Genomic DNA, 13765 nt, shown 5'->3' with positions numbered 1-13765 from the left:
TTATGTGTATACAAGGGGAGTTATCAGATGTAAATTCCATAACCTGAAAAGCAAGAAAACGGCTTTGAGGAAATATTCCTCCCCAAAGCCGTTGCCTATTTATTATTCTGCCAATTCTGCTTCAGCTTCTGCGACAGCGTCGTAGACTTCCTGAACAGTTTCTTTACCGATTTTTTCTGCGTACTCATCAAGGACAGGCTGAACGATTTTAACCATTTCAGCACGCGCTTCTGGAGTTACGTCATTGTAGTTCATGCCTTCAGCTTTCAATTCGTCAGCATATTCAGCAACAGCTTCACGGTTAAGTTCACGGTTAAGTGCGCCGGCTTCAACAGCTGCTTCTGTTACAATTGTTTGCTGCTCTTCAGTCAAACCATCAAAGAATTCCTTGCTCATCAAGAATACGAATGGGCTGTAGATATGGTGTGTTGTAGAAACGTAATCCTGCACTTCGTAGAAACCTTGCAGGTAGATTGTCGGGATCGGGTTTTCCTGACCATCGACAGTACCTTGCTGCATTGCTGTAAACAATTCACCGAATGCCATTGGCGTCGGGTTAGCTCCAAGTGCTTTGAAAGCGTCAAGGTGCAGATCGTTTTCCATTGTACGCAATTTCAAACCTTCGAAATCACTTGCAGATTCGATTGCGCGTTCGCTGTTTGTTACATCACGGAATCCATTTTCCCAGTAAGCAAGGCCTACAAGGTTCTGGTCTTCCAATTTATCAAGGAATTTCTGTCCAACTTCGCCGTCCAATACTTTATCCGCTACTTGCTCGTTCGGGAACAGGAACGGGAAATCAAATACGCTGTATTCAGGTACAAAGTTAGCGATTGGTGCTGTTGAAGGAATTGTTACTTCCTGTGAACCAAGCTGCAGCGCTTCAGTCATTGCGCGGTCATCGCCCAATTGGCTGCTGTGGTAAGTTTCAACTTTGATCGCGCCGTCAGTTTTCTCTTCAACAATTTTTTTCCATTCCAATAATGCCAGGTATTGCGGGTGTGAATCGTTAAGGCCGATACCAGCGCGGATTGTTTTTGTTTCGCCTGATCCTTCGCCTTCGCTTGCCGAACCTTCAGATGCTTCGTCGTTTCCGCCTCCGCATGCTGCAAGAACCAATACCATCATTGCCAATACGAATAAAGAAAAAATCTTTCTCATGTCAGTCTCCCCTTTTTCATGTTTTATTTGGTGTGAAATTTGTAAATGATTTTATGTGGTGAAGCGTGTGTAACCGAATTATTTTTTGACGACTGCGTGGCCGCCGAATTCATTGCGGAGCGCTGCTACGACTTTACCGGTGAAGGTATCGTCTTCCTGTGAACGGTAGCGCATCAGCAGTGACATCGTGATGACCGGAGCCGGCACCTGAAGATCAAGCGCGGTTTCAACCGTCCATTTCCCTTCACCCGAAGAGTTCATGACGCCGCGGATCTCTTCCAGTTTCGGATCTTTCGAAAATGCGCTTTCGACCAATTCCATCAGCCATGAGCGGATGACGGAACCGTTGTTCCAGACTTTCGCCACGCCTTCCAGGTCGTAATCGTAGTCGCTCTTCTCGAGGATATCGAAGCCTTCAGCCATCGCCTGCATCATCCCGTACTCGATGCCGTTATGAATCATCTTAAGGAAATGTCCGCTGCCGAGTTCGCCGGTATAGAAATAACCGTTTTCGACAGAAACGCTCTTGATGACCGGTTCGATGATTTTGAACGCTTCCGGGTCTCCGCCGATCATTGTGCAGATTCCTTCACGCGCGCCGGAAACACCGCCGCTTGTTCCGCAATCCATGAAGTGGATGCCTTTTTCTTTCAGGCTTTCACCGAGTCTCACCGATTCTTTATAATTGGAGTTGCCTCCATCGATGATGATGTCGCCTTCGTCAAGAAGCGGTTTTAATGTCGCAATGACATTTTCCGTAATCTCGCCGTGCGGCACCAGCATCATCAAAACGCGGGGTTTTTCTAATTGTTGAACGACTTCTTCGAGTGAATATGCGCCAATCGCGCCATCAGCCGCGATTTTGTCAACTTGCTCACTGTTTGCATCGTGCGCCACTACCTGATGGCCATTGTCCATCATGTTCAACGCCAGGTTGTAGCCCATCTTGCCGACGCCTATCATTGCTAACTTCATGCTTGTAACCCCTTTCTTTCCACTTCAGAAAACATTCGGCGCCCGTCAAACTTTATCGTATGCCGCTGTCCATTTCAAGAAGTATTTTATTATTTTTTTGCTGTTTTAGTGATTTATCTTCCGAGCCAGCCACCGTCCACCGGAATGGTGATGCCGTGGAGATAATCGGAAGCAGCGGAAGCGAGAAAAATGGCGGCCCCTTGCATATCCTCAGGTTTGCCCCAGCGTCCCGCCGGAATGCGTTCAAGGATTTGGCGGTTGCGCGTTTCGTCAGCCAGCAATGCCGTATTCATCTCCGTATCCATATAGCCCGGAGCGATGGCATTGACGTTGACGCCGCGATGCGCCCATTCATTGGCCAGCGATTTCGTAAACTGGATCACGGCTCCTTTGCTCGCCGCGTAAGCAGGAACCCGAAGGCCGCCCTGGTAAGAAAGCAGCGAAGCCAGATTGATGATCTTGCCTCTGCCGTTTTCCAGCATATGCGCCCCGAATGTCTGGCACATGAAGAATGCCGCATTGGCGTTGACGTCCATTACAAAATCCCAGTCCTGCTTAGGGAAATCGGTCGAATCATGCCGCTTTTGAACACCGGCATTGTTGATGAGGATGTCGATGCTGCCAGTCAATTCCTTGCAGCGCTCCAGCAATTCGCCGTATTGTTCAAAATTCAGCAAGTCGAATTCCACTTTCGCCGCTTTCACGCCGAGTTTTCGGATTTCATCCAGCACCGCTTCATCGATGGTTCTTGCAACAACGACAATATCCGCTCCTGCTCTCGCCAATCCCAGTGAAATTTCTTTCCCGAGCCCCCGGTTGCCGCCGGTGATCACCGCGGTTTTTCCTGTCAGATCAAAAAGTGATTGATTGATAATCGAACCCCCGCTTTCTGCCGTCGGCTTGACGGTGTGTGTTGAATCGTCCAATGCCAACATATATTACGGAAATAAATTCCGTGTTGCTATCCAGTTAATAATGCGTTTACCCCGCGAAATTATGTGGGTAATTTCGTTTGAAAGAAGAGAATGTAAACCCTTCCATAAACTTTATTATAAAGCGTACGGAAATTATTTCAACCATTATTTTAAATTATCGAAAAATGTTTTATCTAAATGCGATGTCACTTACGGAATTTAGTTCCATAAGACTGGTTCACTGGTAGGAGGAGTTGCAGCTTTTAGGGAAAGTTGACATGCTATCGGAGATAGGAAACTGCCAAGTGGGTTGGCTGGAGTTATAGATGTGGGTGAAATACGTTGAATGATCATAGAATCGTTTGAGTGATCATAGAATCGTTTGAGTGATCATAGAATCGTTTGAGTGATCATAGAATCATTTGAGTGATCATAGAATCGTTTGAGTAATCATAGAATCGTTTGAGTGATCATAGAAATTTTTCTAGCCTTCCACTGATTAAATTTTCACTTCCTTTTAGCTAAAAACAAAAAGCGGCAGGCTTTTCGTAGACGAAAAGCCTGCCGCTTCATTTTTTCTTCAGATCATTTCCACCCGCAGCCAGCCACGGACGCTATTGATGAACCAAACAGCATCATAATCTTCAAGTTCATCTCTGCGGATGACTTTTTCCTTAAGTTCTCCTGCATCCAACAGCTGCTGTCGGAAAGTCCCCGGCAATAATCCGCAGCTCACGGGCGGCGTGAAAAACTCTCCATCTTTTTCGACTGCCAGATTGCCGATCGCAAATTCCGTGAGTTCCTGTCTTTCATTCCATAATAATACCGAAAAAGCATCCGCCGGCATTGTTTCCGCGGCTTGTTCATAAACTTGGCGGTACGTGGTTTTATGAAAAAGAAATGGATTCCCGCTGTCGATGGCGGCGTCAGCCAGACTGCAATACACCGGCTCAGTGATTGTCGCCGTTTCCTGCGCCTCCAGATTGAACTCGCCTGTGCGGCTGAGCAATAGCCGTACTTTGAAGGTCCCCTGCGGAAATTCCTTTGCAAGTTTGGAAATGCTTGTGATTATCGCCGCTTCATCCACTGGGAAATTAAAATAAGCAGCCGAGTCGAGCAAACGCTTCATATGATAAGACTGCAAAGGGTACATTCCGTTCTCGAGCTTCAGCGATTCAAGCAGCTCGAACTCTGGCCTGCGCGTTGTCAGCACTTCTGCTTTCGTCTGCAGTTCTTTGAATTCGCCTTCCGAAGTCGAATCCCAAGTCACTCCCCCGCCGACGCCGTAACGCGCGCGATTCGTTTCCTTGTCAACAACCACTGTGCGGATCGGCACACTGAACACCGCATCTTTAGCTGGCGTTATGTATCCGATAGCCCCGCAATATACTTCCCTCGGTGTCGACTCGAGTGCCGCGATCGTCTCCATCGTGCTGATTTTCGGTGCGCCGGTGATTGACCCGCAAGGAAATAAAGCCTTGAACCAGTCCATCATCGTTAAATCCGGAGTAAGCTCCGCCGTGATTGTCGACGTCATCTGGTGGACGGTCGGATACGTTTCCACTTCAAACAGTTTGTCGACTTTGACCGATCCTCTCTTGGCAAGACGGCTCATATCATTTCGAAGCAAGTCCACGATCATCAGGTTCTCTGCCCGCTCTTTTTCAGAAGCCCGCAGTTCGGCAATGCGCGTCTTGTCTTCATCAAGTGTGCGGCCTCTTGGTGCCGTGCCTTTCATCGGCTTGGTTGTCAGCTTGCCGTTCTTTACTTTGAAGAAAAGTTCAGGTGAGGCAGACAGGATGCTGTAATCGCCGATATTGAGATAAGCGCCATAGCCTGCCTGTTGATTGCGCGCCAGCTGGCGGTAAAAAGCAAAATCACTGCCACTGAAATCCGCATGCAGCCGCTCGGTGTAATTGACTTGGTAAGTATGTCCTTCAGCAATCGCGTTTTTAATGTTGGCAATGCCGTTTTGGTAATGCGCTGGCGAGCCGGCGAGTTTCCAGTCGCCAACTGAGTAGGGTTCAGAATCGGATACACTGTCTTTCCTAACGTCAGGGTTCTTATAAATCCCAAACCATAATAACGGCAGTGAAGCGATTCCGCGGGTTTTCATTTCAGGATGAAAAGCCGGTGCCGCTTCGTACGAGACAAATCCGGCGGCGTAAAAGCCCTGCTCTGTGGCCTGATCGATTTCTTCTATAATAGAAGGAACTTCTGAGAGCACACTCGTTTGCAAAATCCGCACCGGCTCTGAAAATGCGAGCGGTTCGATGTTTCCCTGCTCGTTTTGAAACTCAAAAAGAAGATAGGGTTTCTTCATCTGCCGCATCTCCTTTCTGCGCTGACTTCCAGGCTTTCGCTTGCTCGCAGGCGTTTTTCAGCATCTGAAAGCCATCTAGCGTCATGATGGATTCGGGGTGAAATTGAATGCCGGTTATGGGCAATTCACGATGGCGCACGGCCATCACAGCACCGTCACTTGTCCGTGCAGTGATTTCCAGGCAGTCCGGCATCGACCCTGCTTGAGCTTCCAATGAATGATATCGGGTAATTTGTGTCGGCGAATGGATGCCTTTGAACAACCCTCTCCTATCGTGAGTCATCTCGAACACTTTGCCATGGACGGGCTGGCTGCCTTTGACAATGGCACCCCCAAAATATTCGACAATCGCCTGATGGCCGAGGCAGACACCTAAAATCGACATTTTGCATCTCAGCTTTTCAAGCACTTCGCGGCTGGCCCCTTCCATTGAAGGACGGCCGGGACCAGGCGACAGGACGATGAGGTCCGGAGCCAGTTTGTCGATTTCTTCTGCCTTGATTTCGGCATTCTGAAAAACCCGCACTTCGGGGTCCAGCTGTTCAAAATAATGCACAAGATTATATGTGAATGAATCGTAATTATCGATAATAAGAATCATGGAAAACACCTCTTCAATAAGGTTGTCAGGCTGTTTCATTATACGTGTTTCACCGGATAATTGAAAAGCGGACTTCTGCCCAAATATCAGATTGTATCTGAACTGCAAGAAGCCATGGAAAGGATTCAAGGCCAGCTTGCGTTTATCGGCGATTTTTTGGGATTTATCGGCGATTTTCGGAGGTTTATCGGCGATTTTTTTACGTTTATCAGCGATTTTTCATGGTTTATCGGCGATTTTTTTGCTTTTATCGGCGATTCCTTAAAATCCACAAGCCACACTCAAGCCCCGTTAATTCTTCAAGCCGGGATTCTTCTTCATTCCTTCCCATAGATCCGTTTGTTCAATCTGGCGCGCCAATTGCAGCAGCAGATGCTCCTGCCCTTTGCCCGCCATCACCTGCACACCCAGCGGCAGACCGTTTTCCGTAACATGGACCGGAATCGATACCGCCGGCTGGCCTGTTAAATTGGCAAGTTGCGTATACGGCGTATAAGTCAGGCTCGGCAGGAACATATCGTAGATGATCTGCTGCTGAGCCGCCATCGTCGAAGCCTGTTCCCAACTGCTGAGCAATCCTTCGCGCGATTCCCGGCTATGCGTCAGTTCGCCGACTTTCGGCGCCGGAAAGGCCGTTGCGGGAGTCAGATAGAAGTCATAGCTTTCATGCAGCACGGCCATCTTCGCTGCAGCCGCATCCCATGAAGCGAGACTCGCTGAGTAATCGGCAGCCGACACTTTCAATCCCGCCTGGCTCAGCAGCCACGATTCGATTTCCATATCCACCGCTGTCAGTTCCCGGCCCGCACCTTTTTCCAGATTGCGTACGAGCAGTGCCATTTCTCCGCTGTTCATCAAGTAATAATCCCGCATCAACCCGATACCATCGATGCCATTGCCCTTTTCTTCAACGTGATGCCCTTGCTGTTCGAGCCACTTCGCTGTTTTCATTACCGCTTGGCGCGCATCTGCCGAAACCGGCGTACCAACCGGTGAGTCGATTGAAAAAGCGATTCTTAACGGCCGCTGAAAATCCTTTTCCATTTCTTCGCTGTATTTCCCGGGAAATAAAGGCGTGTGAAAAGCGGCTGCCGGCTGCACTGTCTGCAATAAATCCAGCATGGCCGCACTGTCGCGGATTGATTTCGTCAACACGAAATCGATGGATGCTCCTTGCCATTGCCGCCCCGCACCGGGTCCGACGGGCATGCGTCCGCGCGTCGGCTTTAATCCGAACAGTCCTGTAAAAGAAGCCGGAATGCGGATCGACCCTCCTCCGTCACTTGCTCCGGCAATCGGCACAATACCGGAAGCGACCGCGGCAGCTGAGCCGCCGCTTGACCCGCCCGGGGAATGATCCGGATTCCACGGGTTGCGGCTCGGACCATAAAGTTCCGGTTCGCTGATATTTTTCAATCCGAATTCCGGTGTATTCGTATGTCCCACAAACGTAAAACCGGCACTTCTGAGTTTCGCCGTTAAATGAGAATCCTGGGCAGCTTTCATTTCTTTCAGTAATTTCGAGCCGGCCGTCAGCCCTTCCCCTTTCAACGCCTGTGAAATATTTTTCAAAGCCATCGGGACGCCGGAAAACCCTCCGTCGGCCAGCCCATCCAGCGATTGTTCCGCCAGCTCCCTGCGTGTTGCGGTGAAAGCATTCAGCGCCGGCTCCACCTGCTCCAGCCGTTTAAAGCTGAGTTCCAGCAATTCCGCAGCACTTACTTCTTTATTCTTCAAGGAAGCGGCCATTCCGACCGCATCCAATTGCATATAATCCTTTAAGTTCATTGCGATTCCCCTTCTGTTTCAAATTTCGTTTCATGTACAAAAAGTATATCATCTATTTTTTTCCATCACATATGTCGGTAATAGGAAGAGGGTTTATTATTCTTTGTATAATATTAAAATTTTATGATTTAGGCATTGACTTTTAGTTTTACATCACTACAATTGATATTGAGAATCATTTTCATTTAAAATAAAAGGAGAGAAATTATTCATGAAAAAGCTTTTATTTCTTGTCATTGCACTATCAGCTCTGATCCTTGCTGCATGTGGCGGCCAGGCGAAAGAAGAGGAAACAGACAGCAAAACTGCTACTGAGGCAACAGACAGCAAGGAAGTTAATCTTTATACAGCACGTCATTACGACGTCGACGATGAATTATACGCAAAATTCGAAGAAGAAACGGGCATTAAAGTGAATCTCATCAAAGGCGAAGCCGATGAATTGCTTGAGCGCATCAAGCGTGAAGGCGACGCGACACAGGCAGATCTGTTCCTGACAGCTGACGCCGGCCGTCTGCACCGCGCAAAAACAGATGAATTACTGCAGCCGGTTTCAAGCGACCTGCTGGATGAGCAAGTTCCTGAAAACTTCCAGGACAACGACCAGATGTGGTATGGCCTGACGAAACGTGCACGTGTCATCCTGTATGATAAAGAAACAGTAAAACCTGAAGATCTTTCCACTTATGAAGCTTTGACTGAAGAGCAATGGAACGGCCGCGTGCTGATCCGCAGCTCTGAAAACGTTTATAATCAATCCCTGTTGGCATCGTTCATCGAAATCAACGGTGAAGAACAAGCTAAAGAATGGGCAGCAGGCATGGTCAATAACTTTGCGCGTGACCCTGAAGGCGGAGACCGCGACCAGGCGAAAGCCATCGCTGCAGGTATTGGCGATGTGGCAATCATGAACACGTACTACTTCGGCCAGATGCTGAATTCCGAAGATCCTGAAGAAGTGAAAGTTGCTGAAGGCCTTGGCGTCTTCTTCCCGAACCAGGACACAACCGGCACACACGTCAATGTCAGCGGCGCTGGTGTTGTCAAAGCAGCGAAAAACAAGGATAATGCAGTGAAGCTGCTTGAATTCCTTTCCGCTCCGGAAGCTCAGGAAACTTTCGCTTCCGCCAACTATGAGTATCCGGTCAACCCGAATGTTGAACCGAGCGAATTATTGGCATCATGGGGTGATTTCAAAGAACAGGATATCCCGTTATCCGTTCTTGGCGACAACAATTCTAAAGCCATCCTGATCTTCAATGAAGTCGGCTGGAAATAAAGAAAAGCGGAAACGGCCGTTCAGCTCCGATAAGCGTAAGACGATTTGGCGAAATGGCGTCTTTTCAGCCATGCAGCCAAAGTGGCTTACGACTCGAGGGGCTGGCCGTTGGAGTCTGGACACGAATAGACTCATACAAAGAAACTTCAAACTTTTAATAATTTGATTTTCTTATCCATTAAAGAAAAGCGCAAGCCCTTGCTGCAACTACAATTGCAGCAGGGGATTTCTTGCGATTGGAAAGAGGTGCCAGAAACGTGCAACACAGATTCGCAAATATAAATGCCTGGACAGTCGGCGCGGTGATCATCATCATCCTGCTGTTCCTGCCGAACCTGACGATTGTATCCGGTCTGTTCACCCCTTCCAACGAAAATTGGGAGCATATGAAAGAATTTGTGCTATGGGGCTTTGTAAAAAACTCGTTGATCCTGACTGCCGCAACGGCCTTTTTCACCATCATGATTGGTTTGAGCCTGGCATGGCTCATCGCACAATATGATTTCCCGATGCGCCGTTTCCTGAAATGGGCGCTGATTCTGCCGCTCTCCATCCCTCCGTTCATCGGTGCCTATACCTATCACGGCATGCTGAGCCATACGGGAATCATTCAAACGACATTGCGCGATACGTTTGGTGTCGCTCTTAATCCGGCGTTTTTCGATATCATGAATCTGCCCGGTGCGATTTTCATTTATACGATGTTCTTGTTTCCTTATGTATATTCAATTACGCAAGTTTACCTGTCCCAGCAATCCGCTTCGTTGATCGAGAGCACACGCATCCTCGGCAAAGGGCCATGGAAGACTTTCTTTCAGGTCGTGCTGCCGATTTCGCGGATTTCCATCATTGCGGGAGCCAGCCTGGTCGTTCTGGAAGTACTGAATGACTATGGTGTGGTAAAATATTATGGTGTTCAGACTTTTACAACCGCTATTTTTCAAACCTGGTTCGGACTCGGTGATATCGAATCATCGATCAAACTTGCGGCATCGCTGATGGGCTTTGTCATTTTGATCCTGATGATTGAGAAACTTCTCCGGGGCCGGCGCCAATACAGTTATTCAACTACAAAGGTCCGCCCGCTTCCGCTGATTTCATTACCAGGCTGGAAAGCGGCTGCGGCGACAGGATACGGCTTCATCATCCTGTCACTGGCCTTTTTTATACCGGTCGCTCAATTGATTGACTGGACCGTCCTCACCTTCGGCACCATTCCGATGGGTGAATTTATGAGTTACGTGAAAAATTCCGTTTTCGTTGCCGGACTCAGCGCGAGCTTGATCATCATTTTCGCACTGATTGTCGGCAACTTCGCCCGCATGGTGCGCGGCCGCCTCGGCAAATTGCTGCCCCGGTTGACGGTTCTTGGCTATTCGATACCCGGTGCCGTCATCGCCGTCGCAGTGGTCACCGCCTTTATTGGGCTGGACCGCTTCCTGGCACCGGTTTACGTATGGGCCGGCTTCAGCACGACGCTTGTCCTGAGTGTCAGCATCGTATTGCTCGTAACAGCTTACATTATCCGGTTCTTTGCCATCGGCTATAATTCCATCGAAACGGGATATGATAAAATCGGCACCAATTTCCGGGACGCTTCACGCACCCTCGGGCTCGGCGTCACGAAAACATTCTTTAAAGTCGATATGCCGATGATGAAAGGCGCGATCATCAGCGGCTTTATCCTGGTATTCATCGATGTTTTAAAAGAAATTCCGTTGACGCTCATTTTGCGTCCGTTCAATTTCGATACACTTTCCACCAAAGCTTTTCAATACGCAAGTGATGAAAAAATCATGGAAGCTTCACAGGCTTCCTTGCTGATTGTCGGTATTAGTGCCCTGGCCATTGTTTTCTTTTATAAGTTCCTTGAAAGGGAGTTGGATTAGCATGTTTGTGGCGATCGAAGATGTCTGTTTTTCGTACTCAAATGCAGAAACCAAAGCACTGGATAATTTCACACTGAAGATTGAAAAAGGGGAAGTCATCTCCATCCTCGGACGCAGCGGCAGCGGAAAAAGCACGGTGCTGCGCTTATTGGCGGGCCTCGAAAAACCTGAAAAGGGGCGGCTCGTCATCCAGGATGAAATACTTTTTGACAATAAAACCTTCCTGCAGCCTGAAAAACGCGGCATCGGCATGGTATTCCAGGATTACGCACTTTTCCCTCATCTGACCGTTGCCGAGAACATCCTGTTTGGCTTGTTCCGAATGAAAAAAGCAGAGAAGAAAAAACGCCTCCAGGAAGTCTTGGAGCTAGTGGAATTACAGGATTTCGGAAAACGCTACCCGCATCAATTGAGCGGCGGCCAACAGCAGCGTGTCGCCATTGCGCGCGCCGTTGCACCGAATCCTCACCTTATCCTGCTGGATGAACCGTTCAGCAACCTCGACGCGGAACTTCAAGGTAAAATCCGCGAAGATCTGCGCGATATCCTGAAAAAAGCGAATATCACATCGATTTTTGTTACACACGATGAAAAAGATGCCCATATTCTCGCCGACCGCATCGTCCGTTTAAAAGATGGGCGCATCGATTTTGTCGGACGCCCTTGCGATATGCTCGATACCTATCGCCAGCCGGGCATGCAACAGCCATCGACAGAAGGTTTTGTCGAGAAGAATCTGATCGGCATTAACTGAAAAAATCCCCGTTGCTCGATTGAAGAGCGGCGGGGATTTTTTCGGCGTCTTTCGGATGCACGAATAACACCATGAAAGCCTGATAATTATTAAGTTGAGCATAAACCTGCTATTTGCGCGCATAACCGTCCGTTTCCCGCGCATAACTATGCCTGTCCCGCGCATAAAAGTCTGTTTCCCGCGCATAACAGTCAGAAAACACTCCCTAAAATAGCGGTTTGGAAATCTCCAGACCGCTTTTTCCATCTTTTCTCCGTTTTTTTGATTATAAAATCGGCGAAACCAGCTTCGCGATGTCCTGTTTCCCTTTCTCAAGCCAAGTTTGATTCTTGAAAGTCTCTTCCGTTAATTCGACTGACAGCTTCTTGTCCTGGAAGAAGGTGTCCGCCATATTGCGACTGGCTTCCACGTCGTAGACGAACGCGTTCAATTCGAAATTCAATGCGAAACTGCGAATATCCATATTCGCAGAGCCGACCGTATACGCTTTTTCGTCCACAATCAGCGTCTTCGCATGCAGGAATCCATTCTTGTAGCTGTACACTTTCACCCCGTCCGGCAGCAGCTCCCGCACGAAAGACAGCGTCGCCGAATGCACAAACATATGGTCCGCCATGTGCGGAATCATGATTTGAACATCGACTCCTCCGAGAGACGCCGTCTTCAGCGCGTCCATTATGGATTTATCCGGAATAAAATAGGGCGTCTGCAGATAGATCGATTCGCGTGCATGATGAATCATCTTCAAAAATCCATTTTTAATGTCTTCATGCGTTTCCAGTGGACCGCTTGCAACAATCTGCATAGGCACCCCTTCTTTATTGTCCAGCTTCGGAAAATAGTTTTCGGCGTACTTCATCGGGTATTTGGCGGCCGCCTGATTCCAGTCGATGAAAAAGCGGTTTTGCAGCGAATGGACAATCTCCCCTTCGACGCGGAGATGCGTGTCCCGCCAGTAGCCGAACTCTTTTTTCCTGCCTATATATTCATCGCCCACATTAAAGCCGCCGATATAACCGACCTTTCCGTCCACCACCACCAACTTTCGGTGATTCCGGTGGTTCAGCCTCGGATTGATGCTCGACAAAATCGCGGGCAGAAACGCTGCTGCCCTTCCGCCGGCTCTATTCAACTCCTCGAAGAAATCTTTCGGCAGACTTCTGGATCCGAGGTCATCATAGAGGAACAGGACTTTTACCCCCTGCTGTGCTTTTTCCGTCAATAAAGCCAGCAGCCGCTTGCCGATATCATCGTCTTTCATAATGAAATACTGCAAGTGGATATGATTTTGCGCCTGCCTTATGTCATTGAATAAAGCTTCAAATTTGTTTGCTCCATCGTTATAAATGATAATATCCGTGGCTGTCGACAATGGGGCTTCCGTCCGGATCATATTCATCTGGACAATATCTTTCATTTCCTCGGCAACAAGCGAAGAAATTGCTGATTCCCCTGATTTTATTTCTTTCAGCTGCTGGTCCACCATCGCTTCAAAATCATCATTTTCGTAGGCAGCCGGCCGTTTTAGACGATCTCTCCGCAACGGTTTTCCGAATAACAGGTAAAGGATGAAGCCCAGAATCGGGATGAAAAAGAGGATCAGGATCCAGGCCCATGCGGAAGAAGCTGTTTTGCGTTCAAAAAACAAGATGAAAAACGCCAGCACTATATTCAAGATAATAAACAAGTTACTTAATGTACTGATCCATTCGAATGAAATCTGAATCCCTCCTCCAGTTCCGGCTTTTGTTTATAAAACATACTTATTTAATCCATACCCGCCGAACTTGTATTTAAAAAGTAAAAAACCAACCGCATTTTGCGGTTGGCTTGTTCAGTCTTCCTCTTCTTCGTCTTCTTCGCCTTCTTTCGGCTCTTCTTCCGGAATAATTTCTTCTTCGCCTTCTTCCGGCGTTACATCGATATCTTCGTCGTTATTCTGTTCGTTTTCTGCATCACCACAGGCAGCCAGCATACCGACAGAAAGAAATGCGGCCGCAACGAGTTTTGCCCATTTGGCTTGTGCCATCTGAATTCCTCCTTTTCTGATCGGTTGTTCTATGCTATACCTTTACCCTCTG

At 48.2% G+C, this 13765-nt stretch carries 11 protein-coding genes; 3 read left to right on the top strand and 8 right to left on the bottom strand.

Annotated elements, in window-relative coordinates:
• Positions 1-102: 102 nt before the first annotated feature.
• The 6 genes from AC2Q9J_RS05505 to AC2Q9J_RS05480 form a co-directional block, all read right to left on the bottom strand.
• A complete protein-coding gene (locus tag AC2Q9J_RS05505; RefSeq protein ID WP_499037897.1) occupies positions 103-1161 on the bottom strand; it encodes a TRAP transporter substrate-binding protein in 1059 nt (352 codons plus the stop codon).
• Positions 1162-1239: 78 nt separating this feature from the next.
• On the bottom strand, positions 1240-2136 hold the full coding sequence (gnd, locus tag AC2Q9J_RS05500) for a phosphogluconate dehydrogenase (NAD(+)-dependent, decarboxylating) (RefSeq protein ID WP_372868705.1): 897 nt from the start codon (positions 2134-2136) through the stop codon (positions 1240-1242).
• A gap of 113 nt (positions 2137-2249) precedes the next feature.
• Positions 2250-3008, bottom strand: a complete 759-nt coding sequence (gene kduD / locus AC2Q9J_RS05495) for a 2-dehydro-3-deoxy-D-gluconate 5-dehydrogenase KduD (protein WP_084243751.1) — start codon at positions 3006-3008, stop codon at positions 2250-2252.
• A gap of 622 nt (positions 3009-3630) precedes the next feature.
• The gene (gene pabB, locus AC2Q9J_RS05490; RefSeq protein ID WP_499037894.1) at positions 3631-5373 is read right to left on the bottom strand and encodes an aminodeoxychorismate synthase component I; all 1743 of its coding nucleotides are present in this window, start codon (positions 5371-5373) and stop codon (positions 3631-3633) included.
• Positions 5348-5974 carry an anthranilate synthase component II gene (locus tag AC2Q9J_RS05485; protein ID WP_499037893.1) on the bottom strand — a complete coding sequence of 209 codons (627 nt, stop codon included), beginning with the start codon at positions 5972-5974 and terminating at the stop codon, positions 5348-5350. Before AC2Q9J_RS05485 ends, pabB begins: the two co-directional genes overlap by 26 nt.
• A 291-nt stretch (positions 5975-6265) precedes the next feature.
• The gene (locus AC2Q9J_RS05480; protein ID WP_499037891.1) at positions 6266-7762 is read right to left on the bottom strand and encodes an amidase; all 1497 of its coding nucleotides are present in this window, start codon (positions 7760-7762) and stop codon (positions 6266-6268) included.
• Between the two features lie 211 nt (positions 7763-7973).
• On the opposite strand from AC2Q9J_RS05480, the gene AC2Q9J_RS05475 reads away from it, so the two are divergent.
• From AC2Q9J_RS05475 to AC2Q9J_RS05465, 3 genes are all read left to right on the top strand, one after another.
• Entirely contained in the window at positions 7974-9041 is a 1068-nt protein-coding gene (locus AC2Q9J_RS05475) for a Fe(3+) ABC transporter substrate-binding protein (protein WP_499037890.1), read from the top strand.
• 257 nt (positions 9042-9298) lie between these two features.
• Positions 9299-10930, top strand: a complete 1632-nt coding sequence (locus tag AC2Q9J_RS05470; protein WP_499037889.1) for an ABC transporter permease — start codon at positions 9299-9301, stop codon at positions 10928-10930.
• 1 nt (position 10931) lies between these two features.
• Positions 10932-11684: an ABC transporter ATP-binding protein gene (locus AC2Q9J_RS05465; protein WP_499037887.1), complete on the top strand. Its 753-nt coding sequence runs from the start codon at positions 10932-10934 to the stop codon at positions 11682-11684.
• A gap of 265 nt (positions 11685-11949) precedes the next feature.
• On the opposite strand, the gene cls is transcribed toward AC2Q9J_RS05465, so the two are convergent.
• Together cls and AC2Q9J_RS05455 are read right to left on the bottom strand one after the other, a co-directional pair.
• Positions 11950-13389 carry a cardiolipin synthase gene (cls, locus tag AC2Q9J_RS05460; RefSeq protein ID WP_282019616.1) on the bottom strand — a complete coding sequence of 480 codons (1440 nt, stop codon included), beginning with the start codon at positions 13387-13389 and terminating at the stop codon, positions 11950-11952.
• A 129-nt stretch (positions 13390-13518) separates the two neighbouring features.
• Positions 13519-13713 carry a hypothetical protein gene (locus AC2Q9J_RS05455; protein WP_499037886.1) on the bottom strand — a complete coding sequence of 65 codons (195 nt, stop codon included), beginning with the start codon at positions 13711-13713 and terminating at the stop codon, positions 13519-13521.
• Positions 13714-13765 lie beyond the last annotated feature (52 nt).

It is taken from the genome of Planococcus sp. RAB007_Raresut, assembly GCF_057369535.1.
Note: the sequence above shows the minus strand (reverse complement) of the source record. Positions and strands in the feature narration are given on the sequence as shown.

Bases quoted from the DNA above. Each gene is read 5' to 3' on its own strand.
- AC2Q9J_RS05505 (WP_499037897.1), bottom strand. From the start codon at position 1,161: ATGAGAAAGATTTTTTCTTTATTCGTATTGGCAATGATGGTATTGGTT.
- gnd (WP_372868705.1), bottom strand. From the start codon at position 2,136: ATGAAGTTAGCAATGATAGGCGTCGGCAAGATGGGCTACAACCTGGCG.
- pabB (WP_499037894.1), bottom strand. From the start codon at position 5,373: ATGAAGAAACCCTATCTTCTTTTTGAGTTTCAAAACGAGCAGGGAAAC.
- AC2Q9J_RS05485 (WP_499037893.1), bottom strand. From the start codon at position 5,974: ATGATTCTTATTATCGATAATTACGATTCATTCACATATAATCTTGTG.
- AC2Q9J_RS05480 (WP_499037891.1), bottom strand. From the start codon at position 7,762: ATGAACTTAAAGGATTATATGCAATTGGATGCGGTCGGAATGGCCGCT.
- AC2Q9J_RS05475 (WP_499037890.1), top strand. From the start codon at position 7,974: ATGAAAAAGCTTTTATTTCTTGTCATTGCACTATCAGCTCTGATCCTT.
- AC2Q9J_RS05465 (WP_499037887.1), top strand. From the start codon at position 10,932: ATGTTTGTGGCGATCGAAGATGTCTGTTTTTCGTACTCAAATGCAGAA.
- AC2Q9J_RS05455 (WP_499037886.1), bottom strand. From the start codon at position 13,713: ATGGCACAAGCCAAATGGGCAAAACTCGTTGCGGCCGCATTTCTTTCT.